Source organism: Pseudomonas rhizophila, from assembly GCF_003033885.1.
Classification (GTDB): domain Bacteria; phylum Pseudomonadota; class Gammaproteobacteria; order Pseudomonadales; family Pseudomonadaceae; genus Aquipseudomonas; species Aquipseudomonas rhizophila.
In genome coordinates this window covers 2,958,269-2,983,434 of the sequence record NZ_CP024081.1, presented here as the reverse complement: position 1 = coordinate 2,983,434, position 25,166 = coordinate 2,958,269, and the positions used below count along the sequence as shown (strand labels likewise).

The 25,166-nt window shown below is 61.2% G+C and carries 22 protein-coding genes; 8 read left to right on the top strand and 14 right to left on the bottom strand.

Annotation, left to right across the window (positions count from 1 at the left end; genetic code table 11):
• Positions 1-415 precede the first annotated feature (415 nt).
• The 4 genes from nirB to cobA are packed head-to-tail and all read left to right on the top strand — an operon-like array spanning position 416 to position 6,666.
• A complete protein-coding gene (gene nirB / locus CRX69_RS14010) occupies positions 416-2,869 on the top strand; it encodes a nitrite reductase large subunit NirB (protein WP_047227149.1) in 2,454 nt (817 codons plus the stop codon).
• Entirely contained in the window at positions 2,866-3,183 is a 318-nt protein-coding gene (gene nirD, locus CRX69_RS14005; protein ID WP_047227148.1) for a nitrite reductase small subunit NirD, read from the top strand. Before nirB ends, nirD begins: the two co-directional genes overlap by 4 nt.
• Entirely contained in the window at positions 3,183-5,900 is a 2,718-nt protein-coding gene (locus CRX69_RS14000) for a nitrate reductase (protein WP_107322191.1), read from the top strand. The genes nirD and CRX69_RS14000 overlap by 1 nt, the downstream gene beginning before the upstream one ends.
• Before the next feature lie 10 nt (positions 5,901-5,910).
• Positions 5,911-6,666 (top strand): uroporphyrinogen-III C-methyltransferase, encoded by a 756-nt coding sequence (cobA, locus tag CRX69_RS13995; RefSeq protein WP_047227146.1) that lies wholly within the window; start codon positions 5,911-5,913, stop codon positions 6,664-6,666.
• Between the two features lie 203 nt (positions 6,667-6,869).
• Here the strand turns inward: cobA and CRX69_RS13990 are convergent, their stop codons facing one another.
• From CRX69_RS13990 to ppsA, 8 genes are all read right to left on the bottom strand, one after another.
• Positions 6,870-7,904, bottom strand: a complete 1,035-nt coding sequence (locus tag CRX69_RS13990) for an OmpA family protein (RefSeq protein WP_047227145.1) — start codon at positions 7,902-7,904, stop codon at positions 6,870-6,872.
• Positions 7,905-8,011: 107 nt separating this feature from the next.
• Complete coding sequence (gene sigX / locus CRX69_RS13985; RefSeq protein WP_042729583.1) at positions 8,012-8,602, bottom strand: RNA polymerase sigma factor SigX; 591 nt, start codon at positions 8,600-8,602, stop codon at positions 8,012-8,014.
• 91 nt (positions 8,603-8,693) lie between these two features.
• On the bottom strand, positions 8,694-9,518 hold the full coding sequence (locus CRX69_RS13980) for a mechanosensitive ion channel family protein (protein ID WP_047227144.1): 825 nt from the start codon (positions 9,516-9,518) through the stop codon (positions 8,694-8,696).
• 2 nt (positions 9,519-9,520) lie between these two features.
• Entirely contained in the window at positions 9,521-9,766 is a 246-nt protein-coding gene (locus CRX69_RS13975; RefSeq protein ID WP_014337331.1) for a hypothetical protein, read from the bottom strand.
• A 63-nt stretch (positions 9,767-9,829) separates the two neighbouring features.
• Positions 9,830-10,825, bottom strand: coding sequence for a zinc transporter ZntB (locus tag CRX69_RS13970; protein WP_047227143.1), 996 nt, complete (start codon positions 10,823-10,825; stop codon positions 9,830-9,832).
• A gap of 25 nt (positions 10,826-10,850) precedes the next feature.
• Positions 10,851-11,342, bottom strand: a complete 492-nt coding sequence (gene rraA / locus CRX69_RS13965) for a ribonuclease E activity regulator RraA (RefSeq protein WP_047227142.1) — start codon at positions 11,340-11,342, stop codon at positions 10,851-10,853.
• Between the two features lie 127 nt (positions 11,343-11,469).
• The gene (locus CRX69_RS13960) at positions 11,470-12,459 is read right to left on the bottom strand and encodes an alpha/beta fold hydrolase (protein WP_047227141.1); all 990 of its coding nucleotides are present in this window, start codon (positions 12,457-12,459) and stop codon (positions 11,470-11,472) included.
• Positions 12,460-12,672: 213 nt separating this feature from the next.
• Positions 12,673-15,048: a phosphoenolpyruvate synthase gene (gene ppsA, locus CRX69_RS13955; protein ID WP_047227140.1), complete on the bottom strand. Its 2,376-nt coding sequence runs from the start codon at positions 15,046-15,048 to the stop codon at positions 12,673-12,675.
• A 179-nt stretch (positions 15,049-15,227) separates the two neighbouring features.
• Here ppsA and ppsR point away from each other — a divergent pair, with 179 nt between their 5' ends.
• Positions 15,228-16,046, top strand: a complete 819-nt coding sequence (gene ppsR, locus CRX69_RS13945; protein ID WP_003199510.1) for a posphoenolpyruvate synthetase regulatory kinase/phosphorylase PpsR — start codon at positions 15,228-15,230, stop codon at positions 16,044-16,046.
• A 138-nt stretch (positions 16,047-16,184) separates the two neighbouring features.
• On the opposite strand, the gene CRX69_RS13940 is transcribed toward ppsR, so the two are convergent.
• The 5 genes from CRX69_RS13940 to CRX69_RS13920 all read right to left on the bottom strand — a co-directional run bounded on the left by CRX69_RS13940 (position 16,185) and on the right by CRX69_RS13920 (position 20,650).
• Positions 16,185-16,412, bottom strand: a complete 228-nt coding sequence (locus CRX69_RS13940; protein WP_047227138.1) for an MbtH family protein — start codon at positions 16,410-16,412, stop codon at positions 16,185-16,187.
• Between the two features lie 84 nt (positions 16,413-16,496).
• Entirely contained in the window at positions 16,497-17,909 is a 1,413-nt protein-coding gene (locus CRX69_RS13935; protein ID WP_047227280.1) for an aspartate aminotransferase family protein, read from the bottom strand.
• Positions 17,910-18,027: 118 nt separating this feature from the next.
• Positions 18,028-18,534 (bottom strand): GNAT family N-acetyltransferase, encoded by a 507-nt coding sequence (locus CRX69_RS13930; RefSeq protein ID WP_107322190.1) that lies wholly within the window; start codon positions 18,532-18,534, stop codon positions 18,028-18,030.
• A 116-nt stretch (positions 18,535-18,650) separates the two neighbouring features.
• Positions 18,651-19,973, bottom strand: a complete 1,323-nt coding sequence (locus tag CRX69_RS13925) for an ATP-binding protein (protein WP_107322189.1) — start codon at positions 19,971-19,973, stop codon at positions 18,651-18,653.
• Complete coding sequence (locus tag CRX69_RS13920; protein ID WP_047227135.1) at positions 19,970-20,650, bottom strand: response regulator; 681 nt, start codon at positions 20,648-20,650, stop codon at positions 19,970-19,972. The genes CRX69_RS13925 and CRX69_RS13920 overlap by 4 nt, the downstream gene beginning before the upstream one ends.
• A 175-nt stretch (positions 20,651-20,825) precedes the next feature.
• Between CRX69_RS13920 and dsbD the strand changes: the two genes are divergently transcribed.
• The 3 genes from dsbD to dsbG are packed head-to-tail and all read left to right on the top strand — an operon-like array spanning position 20,826 to position 24,165.
• Positions 20,826-22,553 (top strand): protein-disulfide reductase DsbD, encoded by a 1,728-nt coding sequence (gene dsbD, locus CRX69_RS13915; protein ID WP_107322188.1) that lies wholly within the window; start codon positions 20,826-20,828, stop codon positions 22,551-22,553.
• A complete protein-coding gene (locus CRX69_RS13910) occupies positions 22,553-23,422 on the top strand; it encodes a TlpA disulfide reductase family protein (RefSeq protein WP_107322187.1) in 870 nt (289 codons plus the stop codon). The genes dsbD and CRX69_RS13910 overlap by 1 nt, the downstream gene beginning before the upstream one ends.
• Complete coding sequence (dsbG, locus tag CRX69_RS13905; RefSeq protein WP_076385669.1) at positions 23,398-24,165, top strand: thiol:disulfide interchange protein DsbG; 768 nt, start codon at positions 23,398-23,400, stop codon at positions 24,163-24,165. The genes CRX69_RS13910 and dsbG overlap by 25 nt, the downstream gene beginning before the upstream one ends.
• Before the next feature lie 122 nt (positions 24,166-24,287).
• On the opposite strand, the gene CRX69_RS13900 is transcribed toward dsbG, so the two are convergent.
• The gene (locus CRX69_RS13900; protein WP_076385671.1) at positions 24,288-25,094 is read right to left on the bottom strand and encodes an alpha/beta fold hydrolase; all 807 of its coding nucleotides are present in this window, start codon (positions 25,092-25,094) and stop codon (positions 24,288-24,290) included.
• Positions 25,095-25,166: the final 72 nt, after the last annotated feature.

The window sequence follows — 25,166 nt, the reverse complement described above, 5'->3', positions numbered from 1 at the left end:
GTCTATCGCGAGCAGGCTCGCTCCCACAGGTTTTGTGTCCACCGCAGATCCAATGTGGGAGCGAGCCTGCTCGCGATGGCGGCCTGATGGTCCCTGCAACTGCGCCTGCGGGACGCTCCAATACCGGGCAACACGCTTTGATTCGGTGCAATAAATCCCGCTCCAATCCGCACAACCCGCCTCCCCTCCAATAAATCCGCGCCCTCAAGCCAGTTGGCACAACCACTGCATAACCTCTCTCACCATACATAAAGCAACGCCTCCAACGATGAGGGCGGTGCTTCCCGAGAGAACGGGACAAGGACAAAGGCGTCCTCGCTAGGCAACTAGCGGGACGCCTTTTTTTGTTTTCGTAAAAGTATCGAGCCAGTCCGAGCACCGTGATGAACCGGGCCTGAGCTTGTGGAGAACCCTGATGAAGAAACTCAAACTGGTGATGATCGGCAACGGCATGGCCGGGGTTCGAACCCTTGAAGAACTGCTCAAGCTGAGCAATGAGCTATACGACATCACGGTGTTCGGCGCCGAGCCTCATACCAACTACAACCGAATCCTGCTCTCGCCCGTGCTCGCCGGCGAGCAGACGTTTGAAGAGATCGTGCTCAACGACCTGAGCTGGTACCTGGACAACAACATCAAGCTGCTGCTCAACCGCAAGGTCGTGGAGATCGACCGAGTCAAGCGCCGGGTCATCGCCGAGGACGGCAGCGAAGCCGAATACGACCGTCTGCTGATCGCCACAGGCTCCACGCCATTCATCCTGCCGATCCCCGGCAACACCCTGGATGGCGTCATCGGCTACCGCGACATCGCCGACACCCAGGCGATGATCAACACCGCCAAGACCCACAAACACGCCGTGGTGATCGGCGGCGGGCTGCTCGGCCTGGAAGCCGCCAACGGCTTGAAACTGCGGGGCATGGACGTGACAGTGGTGCACCTGGGTGAATGGCTGCTGGAGCGTCAGCTGGACAAGACCAGCGGTCAGTTGCTGCAAACCGCCCTGGAAAATCGCGGGCTGAAATTCCGCCTGAGCGAACAAACGCAAGCCCTGCACGACGCCGGCAATGGCCGGGTCGGCTCGGTGCAATTCAAAAACGGTGACATCATCCCGGCCGATCTGGTGGTGATGGCCGCCGGTATCCGCCCCAATACCGAACTGGCGGAAAAGTCCGGCATCCCTTGCAACCGCGGGATTCTGGTCAACGACACGATGCAAACCTACGACCCGCGCATCTATGCCATCGGTGAATGCGCCAGCCACCGTGGAACCGCCTACGGCCTGGTGGCACCGCTGTTCGAGCAAGCCAAGGTCTGTGCCAACCACCTCGCGCAACTGGGCTTCGCCACCTACAAGGGGTCAGTGACCTCGACCAAACTCAAAGTCACCGGCATCGACCTGTTCTCCGCCGGGGACTTCATGGGCGGCGAAGGCACCGAGACCATCACCCTTTCCGACCCGATTGGTGGCGTCTACAAAAAACTGGTGATCAAGGATGACGTGCTGGTCGGCGCCTGTCTGTACGGCGATACGGCAGACGGTGGCTGGTATTTCCGTCAGATCCGTGAGAACCACACCATCAGCGAGATCCGCGATCACCTGATGTTTGGGGAAAACGCCCTGGGAGACGTAGGACACCAGGGCCAGGACAAAGCCATGAACATGGCCGACACCGCCGAAGTCTGCGGCTGCAACGGCGTGTGCAAGGGCACCATCGTCAAGGCGATCCAGGAGCATGGGCTGTTCAGCGTCGATGATGTGAAAAAACACACCAAGGCCGCCAGTTCCTGTGGCTCCTGCGCCGGTTTGGTGGAGCAGATCCTGATCAACACCGTGGGCGGCGCGGCGGACGTCAAACCGAAAAGCGAAAAAGCCATCTGCGGTTGCAGCGATCTCAACCATGGGCAGATTCGCCAGGCGATCCGCGACCAGCATCTGCTGACCATCGCCGCAACCATGAGCTACCTGAACTGGCGCACCCCAAACGGCTGCGCCACCTGCCGCCCGGCGCTCAACTACTACCTGATTTCCACCTGGCCCGGCGAAGCGCACGACGATCCGCAGTCGCGCCTGATCAACGAGCGTGCCCACGCCAACATCCAGAAAGATGGCACTTACTCCGTCGTCCCGCGGATGTGGGGTGGCGTGACCAATCCGTCTGAGTTGCGGCGCATTGCCGATGTGGCCGACAAATACAACGTGCCGATGGTCAAGGTCACCGGCGGCCAGCGTATCGACTTGCTAGGGATCAAAAAGCAGGATCTACCCGGAGTCTGGAAAGACCTGGACATGCCGTCCGGCCACGCTTATGGCAAATCCATCCGCACCGTAAAAACCTGCGTAGGCAGCGAATTCTGCCGTTTTGGCACGCAGAACTCCACCCAATTGGGAATCGAGCTGGAGCACGACCTCTTCAACATGTGGTCGCCCCACAAAGTGAAGCTGGCCGTTTCCGGTTGCCCCCGCAACTGCTCGGAAGCGGGCATCAAAGATGTCGGCATTATCGGCGTCGATTCCGGCTGGGAGATGTACATCGGCGGTAACGGCGGGATCAAGACTGAGGTCGCCGAATTCTTCGTCAAACTCAAGACCGCCGAAGAAGTGCGCGAATACAACGGCGCATTCCTGCAGTTGTACCGCGAAGAAGCCTTCTACCTCGAACGCACCGTGCACTACATGCAACGGGTCGGCATGGAGCACATCAAGAAAGCAGTACTTGAAGATCCGCAACGACGCAAAGCCTTGCATGACCGCCTGAAGTTCTCCCTGTCGTTGGAACAGGACCCATGGAAAGAACGCCTGGAACAGCCCCAGCTGAAGAAAGAGTTTGAAGTCATCACCGTGAAAAACCTGGAGGTACCGGCATGAACTGGCTGGATATCTGCGCACTGGAAGAGATCAACGCCCTGGGCTCGCGCATCATCAATGGCCCGAAAGGCGATATCGCGATTTTTCGTACCAGCGACGATGAGGTTTTCGCACTCGATGACCGCTGCCCGCACAAGGGTGGCCCGCTGTCCCAGGGGTTGATCTATGGCAAGCGCGTGGCCTGCCCGCTGCACAACTGGCAGATCGACCTGGAAACCGGCCAGGCTCAGGCCCCGGATGTGGGTTGCGCTCATCATCATGCGGCGCGGGTCGAAAACGGCCGGGTGATGCTGGCATTGCGGGAAGCAAGCTGATGAGCCGTCAAACCACCGCCTCGACCTGCTGTTATTGCGGGGTCGGTTGCGGCGTGCTGATCGAACATGACGACGAGCGTATCCTCGGCGTCAGTGGCGATCCCGCTCACCCGGCCAACTTTGGCAAACTGTGCAGCAAGGGTTCGACCCTGCACCTGACCGGCGACCTCGCCGCGCGCGCCTTGTATCCCGAACTGCGCTTGGGCAAGGGCCTGTCCCGCGCCCGCACCGATTGGGACAGCGCGCTGGATCACGCGGCCAGCATCTTCGCCGATACCATCGCCGAACACGGCCCCGACAGCGTGGCGTTCTACATCTCCGGGCAACTGCTGACCGAGGACTACTACGCCTTCAACAAACTCGCCCGGGCACTGGTGGGCACCAACAACATCGACAGCAATTCCCGGCTGTGCATGTCCTCGGCGGTGGTGGGTTACAAGCGCAGCCTCGGTGCCGACGCCCCGCCCTGCAGCTATGAAGACCTGGAGCTGAGCGACTGTGTGATGATTGTCGGCAGTAACATGGCCTACGCCCATCCGATCCTGTTTCGCCGCCTCGAGGACGCCAAGTCCCGCCGACCACAGATGAAAATCATCGTCATCGACCCACGGCGTACCGACACCTGCGACCTTGCCGACCTGCATCTGGCGATCCTGCCGGGCACCGATGTCGCCTTGTTCCATGGGATTTTGCACCTGTTGTTGTGGGAAGACTGGGTCGACCGCGGCTTCATCAAGGCCCACACCGAAGGCCTGGCGGACCTCAAGAACCTGGTGCGCGACTACACCCCGGCCATGGTCGCCCAGATCTGCGGCATCAGCGTCGAGCAACTGCACCAGTGCGCCGAATGGGTCGGCACGTCGCCCAGCTTCCTGTCGTTGTGGTGCATGGGCTTGAATCAGTCCACCGCCGGCAGTGCGAAGAACAGCGCGTTGATCAACCTGCACCTGGCCACCGGCCAAATCGGCCGGCCGGGCGCCGGGCCCTTCTCGCTGACCGGTCAGCCCAATGCCATGGGCGGTCGGGAAACCGGTAGCTTGTCGAACCTGCTGCCGGGTCATCGCGACGCCGCCAACGCCGAACATCGCGCCGAAGTCGCTCGCTACTGGGGTGTTGAGCAATTGCCCGCGACCACGGGTTTGAGCGCCATCGAACTGTTCGAACAGGTTCGCAGTGGCAAGATCAAGGCACTGTGGATTGCCTGCACCAACCCCGCGCAGTCGATGCCTGACCAGACGGCGGTCCGGGAAGCCCTGCAAGCCTGTCCATTCGTGGTGCTGCAAGAGGCCTTCCGGACCACCGAAACCGCCGCGTTTGCCGACCTGCTGCTGCCAGCGGCCAGTTGGGGCGAGAAAGAAGGGTCGGTGACCAATTCTGAACGGCGTATTTCCCACGTCCGCCGGGCGATTGCCGCACCGGGTGAGGCACGGCCGGACTGGGCAATTACCGTGGATTTCGCCCAACGCCTGGAGAAACGCCTGCGCCCGGGTCAACCCAGCCTGTTCGCCTTTGAAACCCCGGCCCAGTTGTTCGATGAATACAAGCAACTGACCCGTGGCCGCGACCTGGACTTGTCCGGTATCAGCCATGCCCTGATCGATCAACTCGGTCCTCAGCAATGGCCCTTCCCGCAAGGCGCCAGCAGCGGAACACCGCGCCTGTATCTGGACGGGATTTTTCCTACCGACAATGGCCGCGCGCGGTTTGTCGCAGAACCGTATCGCGCCGCCAAAGAGTTGCGCGACGCCCGCTACCCATTGACCCTCAACACGGGTCGACTGCGGGACCAATGGCATGGCATGAGCCGCACCGGCACCGCCGCGCAATTGTTCGGTCATGTGAACGAAGCCGTGCTCAGCCTGCACCCTGACGAACTGCTTCGCCATCGCCTGCAAGCCGGCGACCTGGTCAGCCTCAAGAGCCGTCGTGGCGCCGTGATCGTGGCGGTGGACAGCGACGACAGCGTGCGCCCCGGGCAGGCGTTTCTGCCCATGCACTGGGGCGATCGCTTTCTCAAGGGTGGGGTCAATACCCTGACTCAACCGGCCTTCGACCCTCTGTCAAAACAGCCGGAACTCAAACACAGCGGCGTGCGCCTGGAACCGGTGAACCTGCCCTGGCAGCTTTTCGCCCTGGTCGAAGGCGATGTTCAACAGCACTTGGAGACTTTGCGACCACTGTGTGAGGCGTTTGCCTACGTCAGCCTGAGCCTGACTGGGCGCGAACGTCCCGCGTTGCTGATTCGCGCGGCCAGCGCCGTCGCCCCCGAACCGCAGTTGCTGCAGGCGATCGACGAGCAATTGGGGCTGATCGAAGGGCCGGTACTGGCCTATGACGACCCGCGTCGTTCCATCGGTAAACGGGTGCGAATCGAGAACGGTCGCATCACCGCCATTCGCCTGGCCGGCGAAACCCTGGCCCGCCACTGGCTGCAAAACCTCTGGCTGGAAGGCCGCGCCGATGAGCAGTTGCGGCGCTGGCTGCTGGCGCCTTTGAGCGCCCCACCAGGCAATGCCGGCGCCGCCGTTGGCGGCAGCAAAACACTGTGCAACTGCATGAACGTCAGCCAGCGTGCGATCTGCGCCGGCATTGAACGTGGCCTGGACTTGCAGGGGCTGAAACAGGAACTGGGCTGCGGCACGCAATGCGGCTCCTGTGTACCGGAAATCAAACGCCTGCTGGTTGCCACCGCGCAACCGGTGGCCGCTGTCTCGTGAGGAAAACACTATGAACGCAAAAGTCTGGCTGGTGGGTGCAGGTCCTGGCGACCCTGAATTGCTGACCCTCAAAGCCGTGCGCGCCTTGGGCGAAGCCGACGTGGTGTTGATCGACGATCTGGTCAACGATGCAGTGCTGGAGCACTGCCCTGGCGCGCGGATCATCGCCGTCGGCAAGCGCGGCGGATGCCGTTCCACGCCACAGGCTTTTATCCATCGGCTGATGCTGCGTTATGCCCGTCAGGGCAAATGCGTGGTACGCCTCAAGGGCGGCGACCCGTGCATCTTCGGCCGGGGCGGCGAAGAGGCGCAGTGGCTGCGCGAGCATGGCGTCGAAGTGGAACTGGTCAATGGCATTACGGCCGGCCTCGCGGGTGCGACGCAATGTGATATTCCGCTGACGCTGCGTGGGATTGCCCGGGGCGTGACGCTGGTCACCGCCCACACCCAGGACGGTAGCAGCCTGAACTGGCAAGCCCTGGCACAAAGCGGGACCACCTTGGTGGTGTACATGGGGGTGGCGAAACTGAGCGAGATCCGCGAGCAACTGCTGGCCGGAGGCCTGGCGGCGGACACGCCGGTGGCGATGATTGAAAATGCCTCTCTGCCCCATCAGCGCGACTGTCGCAGTGACCTGACCTCGATGGAGGCCGATGCAGGCGCATTTCAACTCAAGAGCCCGGCGATCCTGGTGATTGGCGAGGTGGCCAGAGCTGCTGAGCTGGCAGGCGCGCAACCGGCCTGGGTCCAGGCTTCGGCGCTATAGCACAGACACCAGCAAACCTGTGGGAGCGAGCCTGCTCGCGATGGCGGTGGATCAGCAACATTGATGCTGACTGACACACCGCCATCGCGAGCAGGCTCGCTCCCACAGTTTTTTGTGTTTCTCCAGCCCCGCCCCTGATTTTCATAAATCGCAGGCAAAGAAAAGCCCGGCCTAAGCCGGGCTTTTCCAAAGCTGTGGGCTAATTACTTAGCTTCGGCTTCAACCTGCGCTTCTACGCGACGGTTAACAGCACGGCCAGCGTCAGTAGCGTTGTCGGCAACTGGGCGGGATTCGCCGTAGCCAACAGACTGAACGCGGGACGATTCAACACCGTACTGGTTGGTCAGGACTTGCTTAACGGCGTTTGCACGACGCTCGGACAGAGCCTGGTTGTAAGCGTCAGGACCGACGGAGTCAGTGTGACCTTCAACAGTAGTGGTGGTGGATGGGTACTGCTTCATGAAATCAGCCAGGTTCTTGATGTCGCCGTAGCTGTTATCTTTAACGACCGCCTTGTCGAAGTCGAACTTGACGTCCAGCTCAACACGTACGACTTCAGCAACAGCTGGGCAGCCATCAGCGTCAACGGTTACGTTGGCTGGGGTGTCAGGGCACTTGTCGACGTTGTCGCACACGCCATCGTTGTCGCTGTCGGAGCAGACTTCAGCCGGAGCTGGAACTGGAGCAGCAGCAGGCTTGGAGCCGCCACCGAAGTTCACACCGATACCGACGCTTGGAGCCCACTCGGTGTCGCCCTGGTCGATGTTGTACTGAGCTTCAACGCCGGCACGGGCGTAGAAGTTGTCAGTGAAGTACAGCTTGGCACCGCCGCCAACGTTGGCGAAGGTGGAGCCGTTGCGACCGCTACGGCCGTTCTGACCGATGCTCTGATCGGAGAAACCAGCCGATACGTAAGGACGCAGCATGTCGCCTGGGTTGTTGAAGTGGTACAGAGCGTCCAGAGCGGTGTTGGAGCCCTTGATGTTACGACCGTCTTCGGCACGTGCGTTGTGCACTTCGTCGTAGGCCAGACGCAGTTCTACGTCGTCGGTCAGGAAGTAACCAATCGAGCCGCCGAACAGGTTGCCGTTGTTCTTGAAGTCGCGAGCGCTGTCGAACATTTCTTTCTTGGCGAAGCCTTCGATTTCAACTGCGCCTTGGCCTTGTGCCAGAGCGCCGAACGAAGTGGCAGCAATCAAAGAACCAATGGCAAAGCCCAAGGTGTTTTTCAGTTTCATCCGTTAAATCCCCATCTGGTGATTGTAAAGCAGTCCCGCAAACCGGGGGACAACTCGGCGACAAGTCTATCAGAACTTGCCTACACGTAAGAGATATTTGCGCCGAACTAAGTTTCAGCAATACCCGCAAATTTCTCACGCAATTTATCAAGAGCGCGCTTGTAACGCATTTTTGTCGCGCTCAACCCCATGTGCATTATGTCTGCGATCTCTTGGAATTCCAGCTCTGCGACAAATCGTAGCACCAGAATTTCCCGGTCGATCGGGTTCACATGGACAAGCCAGCGATCCAGCCCACCCTTTTCCTCTGGTTTGGGCGCCTTTTCTTCAGACGCTTCCTCCAGAGGATCCAGGCTCAAAGCATCCATCAAGCGACGCTTTCGCCGTTCCTTGCGGTACTGCGTGATGCATTCGTTGTACGTGATGCTATAGAGCCATGTCTTGAACTTCGATTTCCCCTCGAAGTTCTTCAGGCCATACAGCACCTTCAACATCACCTCCTGACAGACATCGTCAGCATCACGATCGTTCCCCAGATAACGCGCACAAACGTTAAATAATGTTCTCTGGTAACGGCGCATCAATTCTTCGTAAGCACGCGTTACGTGGAAAAGTTCCGTATGCGCGCGCGCGACCAACTCCTCATCGGAGAGATCACGGGGGTCGTAGCGCGTGGATAGCGATTGGGGTTTGTTCAAAACAAGTCGGGCCGACAGTCTAGGTCAATGTGCGCCGCAGCCTGCGTTAACGGGCATTTTGCGGCGGCATACATTAGCAGGGTTTGCCGGGTTAGCGGCTACTCACATGCTGTTCCAGTAGGATCCGATTGGAGAGCGATACCAATTCACCCTCCTCGGTCAGCAATGTGGTCTTCACCGTGCCGATCTCTTCGATCTGGCCTTCGACCTCGCCAACACGCACTTGTTGCCCAACCTCATACAATTCACGCACATAGATTCCCGCAAGAATCTGGCCGGCGATTTCCCGGCTTCCCAACCCCATTGCCAGCGCAACCGCCAGACCAACGGTAATCAATACGATGACGATCACATGGTTGAGCAGGTCAGTCTTGACCTCCAACTGGCTGATCGCGACCGAAATACTGATGATGATCACCAGGCCCTGGGCAATTCGCCCCAAGCCCTGGGCGTAGTCAAGCCCGACACCTTCGGCCGCGCCGCGCACCAGCCCGTTGGCCAATTGCGCCAGCAGAACGCCCACCAGCAATACCAGCGCGGCACCGAAAACCTTCGGCAAATACAGCGCTAGCATATCGAGCGTAGCTGAAACTCGCTCAAGGCCCAGGGATTCAGCGGCAGAAACCAGGAAAATCAGCAGAACGAACCAGTAGACGATCTTGCCGACCAAGGTCGAGATCGGAACCTGAATGCCACCGCGCGACAGCAGCTTGGTCAGGCCGGTGCCGCCCATCAGGCGGTCGAGCCCCAATTTGGCGAGCAGTTTTGAAAGCAGGGTGTCCAGCAGCTTGGCCACCACGAACCCCAACAACAGCACCACCAGGGCGCCGAAGAGGTTGGGGATGAAATTAGCCACCTTGGTCCACAACGCGGTCATTGCCGTGACGAGGCTCTGGGTCCAGAGATCAAGTTCCATATTCAATCAGCCTTATCAGCGGTGCGAGTAACAGGTTTACGACGGGAAACCGGCGAAACGTGGGCCGACCCGTTATTCAGGGCGATCATCAGCGCGGGCAACCAGCGGCCCAGCAGGCTGAACAGATCGCCGGCGCCAACCTGGCGGTTGGCGGTTTTCAGTACACGTCCCAGGCATGCATCGTCGTCCCGGCTGGACGGCGAAGCCTTGAGCATGTCGCGCAAAGACTGTTCAAACGGATCGTGCATACGCACCTCTCGTGATGTCTGTGAAAGACGCGATCAAATTTCGGCAGGTCACATGGCGCCCCGTCAAACCCAGCGCAAACGGCGGAACAGCCACCACTGACCGAGGGCCACGCCGACCATCAACAGGCATGCAACCAGGAAGCCATAAGGGCTTTCGGAGAACGGAATACCGCCGACGTTGATGCCCAAAAGACCGGTGAGAAAACTCATCGGCAGAAAAATCCCGGTGATGATGCCGAAGCGGTACATGGTGCGATTCATACGCACCGACAGACGCCGGTCCTCGGCCTCCAGCACAAGCCCCACGCGCTCTCGGGTCAATTCCAGCTCTTCGAGGTAGCGGGTCAGGCTGTTGTTCAATTCATTCCAGTAATCGCCATCATCCTCGACAAACCACGGCAGTTTGAGCCGTGTCATCTGGCCGAAAATATCCCGCTGGGGGGCCAGGAACCGCTTCAGCCCGGCCGCCCTTCTGCGAATGTGCAAAATGGCATCATGCTCGGGGGTATACCGTTCGTCGGTATCAATCTTTTCTTCTTCGCTATCGACGATTTCCGAGAGCTGGGTGACCAGATCCTGCACCTTGTTGGTCAGGTACTGCGCCATATAAAGGATGAGTTCCGACGCAGTCCTTGGCCCCTCGCCCTCGGCCAGTTGCGTCAACAGTTCATCGGTGGCGCGCAACGGACGCAGGCGCAGGGAGATCACTCGCTGGGGGGACGCGAAGATCCGCACCGACACCATGTCCTCCGGTTCTGCGCCCGGATTGAGGTTGACGCCGCGCAGAAACAGCAGCAGTTCGGCGTTGGGCAGCGGCAACAGGCGCGGCCGGGTGTTCTCCTCCAGCAGCAGGTCGCAGTTGAATTCGCTCAGGCCACTGGACTTGCGCAGCCAGGTGTGGGTTTGCGGATGACTGCGATCCCAGTGCAGCCACAAGCTTTCGTGGGCCTGTAACTGCAAATCGTCGAGTTCTGTCCGGGCTATCGAACGCGCGCCACCATTACCGTCCAGCACCAGGGCATGCACCAGCCCCCATTGCGCGTTTTCTTCCTCGAACATCCTCATCCCTTATGGCTTTGACGCTTCATTCAGGCATTTTCAGCGGGCTGGGCGACACAATCACGCCGTTGTTGTCCGCATAGACATACTCGCCTGGACGAAACGTCACGCCGGCAAAGGTCACCGCGACATTGAGATCGCCGATGCCACGCTTGTCGGTTTTCATCGGATGGCTGGCCAGGGCCTGGACACCAAGGTCTGTCTGGGCGATGACGTCGACGTCGCGGATGCAACCGTAAATCACCAGCCCTTCCCAGCCGTTTTTCGCGGCTTTTTCGGCCAGCATGTCACCCAGCAATGCCCGGCGCAGTGAGCCGCCGCCATCGACCACCAACACTTTGCCGTTGCCCTTGAGTTCCACCTGCTCCTTGACCAGGGAGTTGTCCTCGAAGCACTTGATGGTCACGATTTCGCCGCCGAAGGAATCGCGGCCACCGAAATTGCTGAACATCGGCTCCAACACTTGCACCAACTCCGGGTAGGCGTCGCACAGGTCGGGCGTGAGGTAATGGTTCATTGAACAACTCCTGTAAAGGCTGGAACGTCAGGCTGAGTGAGCAACCGTTTGTGACCGGAACCGCGTATCGCGTCATATCTTAGCCGCAAGCCGACAAGAGCGAAATGCCCTTGTCAGAGCCTTCGCTTCAAACCGCTTCGGCCAGCCTGGATGGATCCGCCAGTAGCGGTGCATGCTGATCTGCCAGCCAACGCGCCACCAGCGGCCAGACCTCAGCATGGGCCGCTTTGCTGACCAGCATCTCGACATGGCCGAAATCGTCGGTAAAGCCCTGCTCCCGGCCCAGGCAGACAAACTGCTTGTGCGCAGAGCCGACCTGCTCGAAGAGTTTGCGGCAAGCCCAGGTCGGATCCTGCTGGTCGCCGGCCGCGCTCACCGCCAGTATCGGCACCTGCACATCGGCCAGCCCCGCCCACCAGTTCTTCTGCGCATCACCAAAACGCCCGAACAGGCCATACCAGCGCATGCTCTCCAGCGCCAGGCCGATGGGCTCGTCCTCCGGGCCGCGCTTGAGCCGCGAACCGGACAACTGGGCAAAACGCTTGAGAATGAAACGTCCGCTCCATTCCACCGGCGGGATCTTCAGCGGCCAATAAGTGCGGCTGACCTGGGTGCCAAAAAACGCCGCCGAAGCCACCGCCGGCTCGCCCAGATAGTGACCGCCCAAGGCCGCCGCCAGGGTGATGCCGCCCAAAGAATGGCCGATCCAGTGCGGCACCTGCCCGCTCTGCTCACGCACAAAGGCGCCGATGGCCGGCAGGTCGTAACGAGCGTAATCGGCCACGCGGTTCTTGCGGTAATCGTGATTGCGCTGGGACAGGCCATGACCGCGCATTTCGGGAATCCACACGTCAAAGCCCAGCCGCGCAAGATAGGCCCCCAGTCCCAGGCCCTTAGGCGAATACCAGAAGCGCCGGTTGGAAAAACTGCCGTGCAGCAGGATCACGGGAACGCCGCGAACCTCGCTGCCGTCGGCCATGCCCAGTCGGGTGACGGCCAGTTCAACGCTGTAGTCCGGGCTGTTGCCGGGCTTCAGACGATAGACGTCTTCGCTCAGATCACCACGCCGCTCGGCGCTGATCAGGGCGACAGGAAAAAGGTTGCTGCTGCTTTGCATAATGCTCTTGCACAAAAAAGGGCGGCATCCGCCTGGAGCCCGCCCTACTTCAATCAAAAGGGGCTGCCGCGCAACCTGTGGGAGCGAGCCTGCTCGCGATGGCGGTGGATCAGCAAATCAACGTTGACTGACACTCCGCCATCGCGAGCAGGCTCGCTCCCACAAGGGCTGCGCTCACCGACTGACATCAGCCGGTGAGGCCCCTTCACTCGATCAGACCGCAGCCTGACCTTCAGCCAGGAAGAACCAGGTCTCCAGCACGGAGTCGGGGTTCAACGAAACGCTTTCGATGCCCTGCTCCATCAGCCACTTAGCCAGGTCCGGGTGGTCCGAAGGGCCCTGACCGCAGATGCCGATGTACTTGCCGGCCTTGTTGCAGGCGGCAATGGCATTGGCCAGCAGCTTCTTGACCGCCGGGTTCCGCTCGTCGAACAGGTGCGCGATGATGCCGGAGTCACGGTCCAGGCCCAGGGTCAGCTGGGTCAGGTCGTTGGAGCCGATGGAGAAACCGTCGAAGAATTCAAGGAATTCTTCAGCGAGGATCGCGTTGGACGGCAGCTCGCACATCATGATCACGCGCAGGCCGTTATCACCACGGGCCAGGCCGTTTTCCGCCAACAGGTCGACAACCTGGCTCGCTTCGCCCAGGGTGCGCACGAACGGCACCATGATCTCGACGTTGGTCAGGCCCATCTCGTTGCGCACACGCTTGAGGGCGCGGCACTCGAGTTCGAAGCAGTCACGGAACGATTCGCTGATGTAACGCGAAGCGCCTCGGAAACCCAGCATCGGGTTTTCTTCTTCCGGCTCGTAGAGCTTGCCGCCAATCAGGTTGGCGTATTCGTTGGACTTGAAGTCCGACAGGCGCACGATGACCTTTTTCGGCCAGAACGCAGCCGCCAGGGTGCTGATGCCCTCCACCAGTTTCTCGACGTAGAAACCGACCGGATCGTTGTAACCGGCAATGCGCTTGTCGACGCTGTCCTTGATCTCCGGCGGCAAGCCGTCGTAGTTCAGCAACGCCTTGGGGTGCACGCCAATCATGCGGTTGATGATGAATTCCAGGCGGGCCAGGCCCACACCCGCGTTCGGCAGTTGCGCGAAGTCGAAGGCGCGATCCGGGTTGCCGACGTTCATCATGATCTTGAACGGCAGGTCCGGCATGGCGTCCACGGAGTTCTTCTTGATGTCGAAGCCCAGTTCGCCTTCGAAGATATAGCCGGTATCGCCTTCGGCGCAGGACACGGTGACGCCCTGGCCGTCCTTGAGCAACTGAGTGGCGTTGCCGCAACCGACCACAGCCGGAATGCCCAGTTCACGGGCGATGATCGCCGCGTGGCAGGTACGTCCGCCGCGGTTGGTGACGATGGCGCTGGCGCGCTTCATCACCGGTTCCCAATCCGGGTCGGTCATGTCGGAAACCAGCACATCGCCGGCCTGGACCTTATCCATCTCCGAGACGTCCTTGATGATCCGCACCTTGCCGGCGCCGATGCGCTGGCCGATGGCACGGCCTTCCACCAGCACGGTGCCGGTTTCCTTGAGCAGATAGCGCTCCATGACATTGGCCTGGGTACGGCTCTTCACGGTTTCCGGACGGGCCTGCACGATATACAGCTTGCCGTCGTCACCGTCCTTGGCCCATTCGATGTCCATCGGGCACTTGTAGTGCTTCTCGATGATCATCGCCTGCTTGGCCAGCTCGCTGACTTCGGCGTCGCTCAGGCAGAAGCGCGCGCGCTCGGCCTTGTCCACGTCGACGGTCTTGACCGAACGACCGGCTTTGGCTTCGTCGCCGTAAATCATTTTGATGGCCTTGCTGCCCAGGTTACGGCGCAGGATGGCCGGACGACCGGCTTCCAGTGTGCCTTTATGGACATAGAACTCATCCGGGTTCACCGCGCCTTGTACGACGGTTTCACCCAGGCCGTAGGCGCCAGTGATGAACACCACGTCACGGAAACCCGACTCGGTGTCGAGGGTGAACATTACCCCGGCGGTGCCGGTTTCGGAGCGGACCATGCGCTGCACACCGGCAGACAGGGCGACCAGTTTGTGGTCGAAGCCCTGATGCACACGGTAGGAAATGGCACGGTCATTGAAAAGGGAAGCGAAGACTTCCTTGGCGGCACGGATGACGTTTTCCACGCCACGGATATTCAGGAAGGTTTCCTGCTGGCCGGCGAAGGAGGCATCCGGCAGGTCTTCGGCGGTGGCCGAGGAGCGCACGGCGACGGCAACGTCGGGATTGCCTTCGGACAGTTTGGCGAAGGCGGTGCGAATTTCGGCGTTCAGCTTCTCGGGAAACTCGGCTTCCATGATCCATTGGCGGATCTGGGCGCCGGTCTTGGCCAAGGCGTTGACGTCATCGACGTCCAGGGCATCGAGCGCGTCGTGGATCTGTTTGTTCAGGCCGCTCAGTTCCAGAAAGTCACGATAAGCCTGAGCCGTCGTGGCGAAGCCACCTGGCACCGATACGCCGGCACCGGCGAGGTTACTGATCATCTCGCCCAGGGATGCGTTCTTGCCCCCCACATGCTCTACATCATGGACGCCGAGCTTATCGAGGGAAACTACGTACTCTACCAAGGTGATCTCTCCACTAACTGTGTTGGAAAAGCTCAAGGCACCGGTGGCTCCAGGGGAGCTAATACCGGCGATATGGCCTGGACCTGGAAAATAAGTGAGAATGCGGGCCACTGGCGGCCGGCAAATCGCGCCTATCATATCCAAGAATCGTCACTAGCTCACTAGGGCCCAAGGCGCAAATGAAACGATCTGCTTTCTTTATCTCCGACGGCACCGGCATTACAGCCGAAACACTGGGCCAAAGCCTGTTGGCGCAATTCGAAAACATTACCTTCGCCAAATTCATACGTCCGTACATCGACAGTGTCGACAAGGCGCGGGCCATGGTACAGCAAATCAATAAAGCCGCCGAAACCGACGGTTTCCGCCCGATTATCTTCGATACCATCGTCAATCAGGACATCCGTGAGATTCTCGCAACGTCCAATGGTTTCATGATCGACATTTTTTCCACCTTCCTGGCGCCTCTGGAGCAGGAGCTGAGCGAGCATTCCTCCTACTCGGTCGGCAAGTCCCATTCCATTGGTCATAACTCCAACTACATGGAGCGCATCGAGGCGGTCAACTTCGCCCTGGACAACGATGATGGCGCCCGTACGCATTATTACGACAAGGCCGATTTGATCCTAGTGGGTGTGTCGCGCTGTGGTAAGACGCCGACGTGCCTGTACATGGCGATGCAATTTGGTATCCGCGCGGCCAACTATCCGCTGACCGAGGACGACATGGAGCGCCTGCAACTGCCCAGCGCCCTGCGCGCCCACCAGCACAAGCTGTTCGGCCTGACCATCGATCCGGATCGCCTCACCGCGATCCGCAACGAGCGCAAGCCCAACAGCCGCTATTCGAGCTACGCCCAGTGCGAATTCGAAGTGCGCGAGGTAGAAAACCTGTTCCGGCGGGAGAACATTCCCCACATCAACTCCACGCATTTTTCCGTGGAAGAGATTTCGGCGAAGATCCTGGTGGAGAAAGGGGTGGAGCGGCGGTTCAAGTAACCCGCAACAACACAAAACCCTGTGGGAGCGAGCCTGCTCGCGATAGCGGAGTGCCAGCCAACATTAATGTCGCTGATCCACCGCTATCGCGAGCAGGCTCGCTCCCACAGGGGTTGAGGCGTCCTTACATGCTCTGCATTAATGGACTACCGCCACCTGCTCATCCATTTTCTTGCGCAGGCTCAAGGGACGCATGTCGGTCCAGACTTCTTCGATGTAGGCCAGGCAGTCCTTTTTGAAGCCGCTTTTGCCAACCGCACGCCAACCTTCGGGGATGGCTTTGTACTCAGGCCAGATCGAATACTGTTCTTCGTGGTTGACCACGACCTGAAAGACGATGTCCTCGCGGTCGAATACTGAAGTCATGGGTGTCTCTCCATCTTTGTTCGAGGTTCACTGCGGCGCATGCGCAGCCAGGGTATGAAAGGAACGTTTGGAGCCGGGTGAAAATTAGGCTTGGGCAACGGCAGCCTTCAAGGCGCGTCCGAAAATCTCGGCAACCCGGTCGATCTCCGTCGCTGTGATGGTCAGCGGCGGCAGGAAACGCACCACGCCGCCCTGCCGGCCACCCAACTCCAGGATCAACCCGCGTTTGAGGCATTCACGTTGCAACCGTGGCGCCAAGCGCGCATCTACCGGCGGGTGGCCCAAGGCATCCGGCATTCCGGCCGGGTCAACCAGTTCGACGCCAAGCATCAGCCCGCGTCCACGGATATCGCCCAGTTGCGCAAAATCCCGCTGCAGGACGTGCAGGTGTTCGCTCAAGCGATCGCCCATGGCGCTGGCGTGGGCCGGCAGGTTGTGTTCCACCAGATAACGCATCACCGCGGAACCGGCAGCCATGGCCATTTGATTGCCACGGAAGGTCCCGGCATGGGCTCCCGGCAGCCAGGTGTCGAGCCAATCGCGATAAACCACCACCGCCAGCGGCAGACTGCCGCCGATGGCCTTGGACAGCACCACCACGTCTGGAATGATGCCGGCGTGTTCGAACGCGAACATTTTACCGGTGCGGCCAAAACCACTCTGGATCTCGTCGACAATCAACGCCACGCCCGCCTGCTCGGTGATGCGCCGCAACCCGCGCAACCAATCCAGATCGGCCGGTATGACCCCGCCCTCGCCCTGCACCACCTCGACGATCACCGCCGCCGGCAATTGCACGCCGGCCTCGGGGTCGGTCAGCAGGTTTTCCAGATAATGCAGATTGGCCTTCACCCCCGAGGCACCGCCCAAACCGAACGGACAGCGGTAATCGTAGGGGTAAGGCATGAATTGCACACCGTTACCGAGCAAGGCGCCCAAGGGTTTCTTCGGTCCCAGGCTGCCCATCAGGCTCAGCGCCCCCTGGCTCATGCCGTGATAACCGCCCTGAAACGACAACACGGTGCTGCGCCCGGTGGCCGTGCGCACCAGTTTGAGAGCGGCTTCCACCGCATCAGTGCCGGTGGGGCCGCAGAATTGGATCTTCGCCTCGGCGGCAAGGTCTGCCGGCAACAGGCCGAACAGGTCCTGGACGAAGCGGTCCTTGACCGGCGTGGTCAGGTCCAGGGTATGCAAAGGCAACTCATCGCTCAGCACCTGCTGGATCGCCTCGATCACCACCGGATGGTTATGCCCCAGGGCCAGGGTGCCGGCCCCGGCCAGGCAGTCGATGAAAGTGCGACCCTCGACGTCCTCGACATACAAACCCCTGGCGCGCTTGAGGGCCAAGGGAATGCGCCGTGGATAGCTGCGGGCATTGGACTCCTGCCGGCTCTGGCGGGCCAGCAGCGGCGACTCGTTGAATTGGTAGAGCGTCTCGGTCGGCGCGCAACTGACCCGCGCCGGCTGTGCTTCGATAAGACTATTGGCGACTGACATCTCTCGACCCCGCAATACACTGTAGTAGTGACCCAAATGGCACACCGGGCAGGTGCGCATCCGGTCGGGGCGCACGTGCAGGTTTCCTGTTGTGGAAACGCACCGGCGCGGCAAGGATTTACTCTGGAATCGAACTTTCCCCCGCAGGCTCGACCAGTGGCTTGTGCATGGCAATGGCGGTGACACCGCCGATGGCGAACGCCTCGGCGCTTTGCCTGAACCCCAGGTGTCGATAGAACCCGTGGCTGCTGCGTGTGCTGTTGAGGGTCGCCTGGACGACCCCGCGACCGCGCAACCACGCCTCGATGTCCCGTACCAGCGCTCGCCCGGCACCGCGGCGAAACCATTCCGGTTGCACATAGCAGAACGCGATTCGTCCTGAAACCGAGGCCATGGCGGTGCCCACCAGCCGCCCCTGCAAACGCGCCAGGGTCAGGCGCAACCTTGGGTCGAGCAGTAAGGGCTGTAGGTGGGCAAGGGTGTTGTGGCGTGTCCAGGCTGCCACGATGCGCGGGTCGTTACGGTGTTCGGCGGCACATCCGAGGCGGATGGAGCGTTCGGCGATCCGGCTGATGATGCCGGCATCGCTGGGGGTGGCGGTGCTGATTTCAATGAGTGGTTCCATGGCGCGGTGTTCCTCAGTCCTTGAGTCGAGCTGAGAAAAACATAGCCCCGGATGAGGTGGGTGCGCCAATGGCAGGTCGTTACAACGGATGTATGCAGCTCCCCGGTAGACCTGGGTTAACCCACCTGTACAGGCATCGTCAATTCAACCCGCAATCCGTCCGGACGGCTGTCGAAATGCAGACCGCAACCACAACGCTGGACGATGGCCTGGACAATCGCCAACCCCAGTCCGCAGCCGGTGCTCTGGCCGTTGCGCCAGAAGCGCTGGGTCAGGTACTGGATATCGTCGGCGTCAATGCCGGGACCATGATCGCGAACCTGGAAGCGTACGCGCTGGCCAATCATTTCCAGGCTCAATTGCACCTCGGTCCCGTCCGGCGTATGCCGCAAGGCGTTGTCCAGCAGATTGCGCAAGGCGGCGATGGAAAGCACCGCCGGCATTTGCACCGGCGCGTCGGACACCCCGGGTGCCAAGTGCAACTTGATCCGCTGGGGAGCGCCGCCGGTCGCATCCTGGATCGCCAGTCGCGCCACTTGCTCGGCGTTGCATTGCACGCCATCGTCGAACGACAGGCTGCCCTCGACCCGGGCCAGCAGCAACAACTGTTCGAGGGTGCGGTGCAAGCGGTCGGCGCCCTCCTCGGCCCGGGCCAGGGACTGATCGCGGGCGACGCCTTCGGTCATGCGCGCCACTTGCAGGTGAGTCTTGATGGCCGTCAATGGGCTGCGCAGTTCATGGGCGGCATCGCCGGTCAGCCGGCGCTCGCGCTCAATGGTCTTGCCGATCCGCTGGAACAGCTGGTTCTGGGTCTCAAGCAACGGCCGCAGTTCGCTGGGCAGCGGATGGATCTGCAACGGCTCCAGGGAGTCGGCATTGCGTCGCATCAATGCATCGCGCATGCGATTGAGCGGCGCCAGGCCCTGGCCAATGCCCAGCCATAACAGGCACAGGCAGCCCAGCAGCGCCACGCCGACCGGCACCGAGGCCGCCAACAGCACCGACATGTTCAAGGCTTCGCGTTCGATCTGGCGGTCGGCGGTGGTGATGCGCAAATCCCCTCGGGCCAGGGTGAAACTGCGCCAGGGCGCGCCGTCGATCATCTGGTCGTGAAAGCCCAGCTTCTCGGCTTCCAGGGTTTGGTCTGGGGTGCCATGGCTGCGGGCCAGGATCTCCCCCCGCAAGGAGCTGACCTGGCAAGCCATGCCCCCCGGAATGCTCACCTGCTCGGTTTTCAGGTGCGTGCCTTCCCCTTTGCTGGGCAATGGCATCTGTTCCAGCAGCCCGGCGACCATCCGCGCCGAAGCCACCAGCCGCTGGTCAAGGGAAAACATCATCTGGTTGCGCAGATCACTGAGCATCCACGCCGCCGCCAGGGCCCAGATCAGGGCGAAGGCCGCGCCGAGGGTCAGGCTCAGGCGCAATCGCAGACTCATCACTTGGAGGACTCCCCGTCGTCGGCCGGGCCCAGCCGATAACCCAGCCCGCGGACCGTCTCGACAATGCCATTGCCGAGCTTGCGCCGCAGGTGATGGATATGGACGTTGAGGGCGTTGCTTTCCAGTTCGTCATTGAACCCGTAGACACTGTCCTTGAGTTGCTCGGTGGACAGGACCCGACCGCGACTGTGCAACAGCGCCTGCAGCAATGACTGCTCACGCCGGGAAAGGTCCACCGGCTGTCCGCCGAGGGTGGTTTCCCGGCTGCTGGGGTCGTAGGTCAGGCGGCCGTGCTCGATCAGATTGACGCTGCGCCCCGCCACGCGCCGTAGCAAGGTGTGCAGGCGCGCCGCGAGTTCACGCAGATCAAAGGGTTTGAGCAGATAATCATCGGCACCGGCCTGCAAGCCGTCGACCCGGTCGGTCACCGAGTCCCGGGCGGTGAGGATCAGCACCGGTATTTCCAGACCTTGCTGGCGCAATTGGCGCAACAATTTAAGGCCGTCCTCGTCGGGCAGCCCCAGGTCCAGCACCATGACGTCGAACCGGGCCACGCCAACCATCGCCCGCGCCGCCGACGCCGTGGCGACGTGTTCGACGGTCAGGCCCTGGGCCGTGAGCCCGGCGACGATCCCGCTGGCGATCAACTCATCGTCTTCGCAGACCAGTACGTGCATGGTAAGCCCCGTGGAAAAAGGTACATTAGGCCGCCGGCCGATTAAGCCGACATTATGCGACGAGTACGGCAAACATGGGCGATCATTGCTACCTGCCGATCGTCGCCGGGTTAATCGACGGTTAATCGCCAGTCGCCATCGTGCATTCCACTTGCTCCGTTCTAAGGCTTTATCCATGCGTCGATTGTTTTTGCTGTGGCTGCTCCTGATCTCGGGCCTGGCCCAGGCCGCCAATCCCTTCGAGACCAAAACCGATTTCCTGCCGGTGGAAAAAGCCTTCGTGTTCACCTCCGAACGCCTGGACTCCGGTGAAACCCAGTTGTTCTGGCAGATTGCCGACGGCTACTACCTGTATCAGCAGCGACTCAAATTCGACGGTCTTGCCGAGGCGCAAAAGCCGAAGTTGCCGGAGGGTGAAGCCCATAGCGACGAGTTTTTTGGCGATCAACAGGTTTATCGTCAGGCGCTGGAACTGAAGATTCCCGCCGGCGCCACCGGCAAGATCAAGGTCGGCTTCCAGGGCTGCGCCGACGCGGGCTTGTGCTATCCACCCCAGACCCAAGTGGTGGACCTGGGTGGCACTGCACCAGCGGTTGCCAATGGCGAGGCGCCGGACCAGGCCCTGGCCAGCGGCCTGCAGCAACGGGCCTTGGGCTGGAGCCTGCTGGTGTTCTTTGGCCTGGGCCTGTTGCTGGCGTTTACGCCGTGCTCGCTGCCCATGCTGCCGATCCTGGCCGGGGTGGTGGTGGGCAGCGGTGCCAGCCCTCGGCGTGGATTGGCATTGGCCATCAGCTACGTGATCAGCATGGCCCTGGTGTATGCCGCCATGGGCGTAATCGCCGCGCTGCTGGGGGCCAACCTTCAGGCACTGCTGCAACAACCGTGGCTGCTGGGCACTTTCGCGGCGATCTTCGTGGTGCTGGCGCTACCGATGTTCGGTTTTTTCGAATTGCAGTTACCGGCCGCCCTGCGCGACCGCCTGGAAAGTGCCGGACGCCAGCGCCGCGGCGGCAGCCTGGTGGGCGCCGGTATTCTCGGAGCCTTGTCCGGCCTGTTGGTGGGCCCGTGCATGACTGCCCCGCTGGCCGGTGCGCTGCTGTACATCGCCCAAAGCGGCAATGCGTTGCACGGCGGGCTGATCCTGTTCGCCATGGGCGTGGGCATTGGCCTGCCGCTGTTGCTATTGGTGACCGTGGGCAATCGTTTCCTGCCCAAACCCGGCGCCTGGATGAATGTGCTCAAGGGCGTGTTCGGTTTCCTGTTCCTGGGCACCGCGATCCTCATGATTCGCCCGGTCATCGACGGCTCGCTGTGGATCGGCCTGTGGGGCACGCTGTTGTTGATTGCCGCCTATAGCGCCTGGCGGCAGACCGAAGGTTTCGGTCGCACAGCCTATGTATGCGGCAGCGCGTCGCTGCTGTTCGGTCTGTGGGGCAGCCTGCTGGTGATCGGCGCGGCAGGTGGCGGCGATGATTTCTTCCAGCCCCTGGAGGTCTATGCCGGCACCTCGGAAAGCTCGGCCGTCAGCGCCCATGATGCCTTTATCACGGTCAGCGAGCCTGCCGCCCTGCAACGGGAACTGGATGCGGCCAAGGCTCAGGGCCAATGGGTCCTGCTGGACTACTACGCCGACTGGTGCGTGTCCTGCAAGATCATGGAAAAACAGGTGTTCGGTCGCGCCGATGTGCTGGACGCCTTGAAAGACGTACGTCTGGTGCGTCTGGACGTCACCGCCGACAATGCCGCCAGTCGCGAACTGCTGGGCCGCTATCAAGTGCCGGGGCCACCGAGCCTGCTGTGGATTGGCGCCGACGGTCAAGAGCGGCGCAGCCAGCGGATCACCGGGGAAGTCAATGCCAAGGAATTCCTGGAGCACTGGAACATGACTCGGAACGCGCGCTGATGCTGACGTTTACCCTCGGCACCTTTGCCATTGCGCTTAACCATCTATTGCTGATCAGCGCGTTGGCACTGGCGACCCTGGTGGGCTGGCGAGTAGCCAAGCGCGGTGGCGAAAACCCGGAATCGGTGCTGTTCGTGCTGTTTTTGCTGGGGCTTCTGGCCGCACGGATCGGCTTCGTCGGCGCCTACTGGAACCACTACCAGGATGACCTGTGGCAGATCGTCGACCTGCGCGACGGCGGTTTCCTGGCCTGGCCGGGGATTGTCGCGCTGGTGATTGGCGCGTTGCTGTGGAGCCGGCACCGACCGGCCTTGCGCCGGCCGTTGGGTTTCGGCGTGGGCAGCGGCCTGTTGTTCTGGCTGGTGGCGACGATGTCGTTGACGATCTATGAACAAGGCACCCGACTGCCGGAAATCAATCTGCGTAACGCCAACGGCGAGACGGTGAAACTCACCGATTATCAGGGCGGGCCCCTGGTGATCAACCTCTGGGCCACCTGGTGCCCACCCTGCCGGCGCGAAATGCCCGTGCTGGAAGAGGCCCAGCAGCAGCGCCCGGACCTGACGTTCCTGTTCGTCAACCAGGCCGAAAGCATGCAAAGCGTCAGCACTTATCTGGCCACCCAGGGCTTGAGCCTGGACAACGTGCTGTTTGATGGCAGCGGTCGCCTCGGTCAAGCCGTCGGTTCCATGGCACTGCCAACCACCTTGTTCTACAGCGCCGACGGCCGCCTGCTGGACAGTCACTTGGGCGAATTGTCAGAAGCGAGCCTGGCCCGCGCCCTGGAGAACTTCGAAACGCCGGATTCAACCTCGGCTCCCCACTCCGCCACAAGGAAACCCTCATGCCCCGCCTCCGCCACTTGCTGACCCTGGCCGTCGCCGCCACGCTGTCGCAGGCACCGCTGCTGCACGCCGAAGAACTGCCCGCGGCCATCAAGAAAATCGAAGCCAAGGGCGCGAAAATCGTCGGCACGTTCGAGGCGCCGGACGGATTGCGCGGTTACGCGGCGCAATACCAGAACCGTGGGATGGCGCTGTACCTGACACCCGATGGCCAGCATGTCTTGCTGGGCAACCTGTACGACGCCGACGGCAAGGACCTGAGCGCCGAGCCGCTGCAAAAGCTGGTCTATGCCCCAATGGCCAAGGCCATCTGGGGGAAGATGGAAGCGAGCAACTGGATCGCCGACGGCAGCAAGGACGCGCCGCGCACCGTCTATCTGTTCAGTGACCCGAACTGCCCGTACTGCAACATGTTCTGGGAACAGGCACGGCCATGGGTCAAAGCCGGCAAGGTGCAGTTACGCCACATCATGGTGGGCATCATCCGTGAAGACAGCCCAGGAAAATCCGCCGCATTGCTGGCGGCCAAGGACCCTGAGCAGGCCTTGGAAACCCACGAGAAGGCCGGCAAGGGCAGCGCGCTCAAACCCCTCAAAAACATACCGCCGGCCATCCAGGCAAAACTGGACGCCAACCTGCAGTTGATGGAAGAACTGGAACTGTCCGCCACCCCGGCGATTTTCTACCTGGATGACAAGGGCGAACTGCAACAGCAGCAAGGCGCACCGTCGCCGGACAAGCTGGTGAAGATTCTCGGGCCGAAGTGAGATCGACCTAGAGGGCCTCATCGCGAGCAGGCTCGCTCCCACAGGGGATATGTGGCGACGACAAATTCAGCGTCAGGCACAGATCAAAATGTGGGAGCGAGCCTGCTCGCGATGGCGTCAGGTCAGCTGCGCAGAAACTCCAGCAAGGCTCGGGTGACGAATTCCGGGTTTTCCAGGTTGGAGATATGCCCAGCCTCTGGAATCAGCACATGCGGGCAGCCAATCAGCTCAGCCATTTCCAGCGCCTCGGACGGTGGTCGCGGTTTGTCCTGGTCGCCGCACATCACCAGCGTGCGCCCGGCGTCGAGCTCAGGCAGGCGCGGCAGGATGTCGTCCCGACCAAAAATGATCCGTCCCAACGGCACGATACTGTCGCGCAGGCGGTCGGCCGGCAGTGCAGCCAGCGTGGCGCGGAACTGCTGGTAGAGCGCTGACTGCGGATCGATGCCCGACCGGAAAAAGATCGGCACGACAATGTCCAGCAACGGCTCGGGGATGCTGCCGCTGGCTTCGATCTTGTCGAACAACGAAAAGTAATACTGGCGAGTCGGTTCAGGTTCGACCCCCACGTAAGTGTCCATCAACACCAACGCCTCAAGCCGCTTGGGCGCCATCAGCGCCAGCCGTGCGCCCCACATCCCGCCCACCGAAAGCCCCACCAGACTGAAGCAATCGACCTCCAGATGATCCATCAACGCCAGTGCCTGGCGGGCCAGATCGTCCAGGGATTTCATGCCCTCAGGCAAACGCCCGGACTGGCCGTGGCCCCAAAGGTCCAGGGCGATCACCCGGTAATGCCGGGACAGTGCCTCGATCTGCGGCGCCCACATGGTGTGATCCCACAGGTAGCTGCTGCCCAGCAGCACCACCGGGCCCTGGCCTTGGTCCAGGTAGTGAAGTGATTGCCCATCAAGGGTTGCAAAAGGCATTGATGACCTCCTTGTGTTGAATGGAGAAAAAGCCTTGGGAGACTGAGCCGTACAGGGCGAGGCGTCAACCTT

Excerpts from the sequence above, each read along its gene's own strand:
- CRX69_RS13990 (WP_047227145.1), bottom strand. The coding sequence starts at position 7,904 with ATGAAACTGAAAAACACCTTGGGCTTTGCCATTGGTTCTTTGATTGCT.
- CRX69_RS13900 (WP_076385671.1), bottom strand. The coding sequence starts at position 25,094 with ATGCCTTTTGCAACCCTTGATGGGCAATCACTTCACTACCTGGACCAA.
- nirB (WP_047227149.1), top strand. The coding sequence starts at position 416 with ATGAAGAAACTCAAACTGGTGATGATCGGCAACGGCATGGCCGGGGTT.
- dsbD (WP_107322188.1), top strand. The coding sequence starts at position 20,826 with ATGCGTCGATTGTTTTTGCTGTGGCTGCTCCTGATCTCGGGCCTGGCC.
- CRX69_RS13910 (WP_107322187.1), top strand. The coding sequence starts at position 22,553 with ATGCTGACGTTTACCCTCGGCACCTTTGCCATTGCGCTTAACCATCTA.
- CRX69_RS13920 (WP_047227135.1), bottom strand. The coding sequence starts at position 20,650 with ATGCACGTACTGGTCTGCGAAGACGATGAGTTGATCGCCAGCGGGATC.
- CRX69_RS13970 (WP_047227143.1), bottom strand. The coding sequence starts at position 10,825 with ATGTTCGAGGAAGAAAACGCGCAATGGGGGCTGGTGCATGCCCTGGTG.
- rraA (WP_047227142.1), bottom strand. The coding sequence starts at position 11,342 with ATGAACCATTACCTCACGCCCGACCTGTGCGACGCCTACCCGGAGTTG.
- CRX69_RS13980 (WP_047227144.1), bottom strand. The coding sequence starts at position 9,518 with ATGGAACTTGATCTCTGGACCCAGAGCCTCGTCACGGCAATGACCGCG.
- CRX69_RS13935 (WP_047227280.1), bottom strand. The coding sequence starts at position 17,909 with ATGTCAGTCGCCAATAGTCTTATCGAAGCACAGCCGGCGCGGGTCAGT.
- cobA (WP_047227146.1), top strand. The coding sequence starts at position 5,911 with ATGAACGCAAAAGTCTGGCTGGTGGGTGCAGGTCCTGGCGACCCTGAA.
- CRX69_RS14000 (WP_107322191.1), top strand. The coding sequence starts at position 3,183 with ATGAGCCGTCAAACCACCGCCTCGACCTGCTGTTATTGCGGGGTCGGT.
- CRX69_RS13975 (WP_014337331.1), bottom strand. The coding sequence starts at position 9,766 with ATGCACGATCCGTTTGAACAGTCTTTGCGCGACATGCTCAAGGCTTCG.
- CRX69_RS13960 (WP_047227141.1), bottom strand. The coding sequence starts at position 12,459 with ATGCAAAGCAGCAGCAACCTTTTTCCTGTCGCCCTGATCAGCGCCGAG.
- dsbG (WP_076385669.1), top strand. The coding sequence starts at position 23,398 with ATGCCCCGCCTCCGCCACTTGCTGACCCTGGCCGTCGCCGCCACGCTG.
- nirD (WP_047227148.1), top strand. The coding sequence starts at position 2,866 with ATGAACTGGCTGGATATCTGCGCACTGGAAGAGATCAACGCCCTGGGC.
- ppsR (WP_003199510.1), top strand. The coding sequence starts at position 15,228 with ATGAAACGATCTGCTTTCTTTATCTCCGACGGCACCGGCATTACAGCC.
- CRX69_RS13940 (WP_047227138.1), bottom strand. The coding sequence starts at position 16,412 with ATGACTTCAGTATTCGACCGCGAGGACATCGTCTTTCAGGTCGTGGTC.
- CRX69_RS13930 (WP_107322190.1), bottom strand. The coding sequence starts at position 18,534 with ATGGAACCACTCATTGAAATCAGCACCGCCACCCCCAGCGATGCCGGC.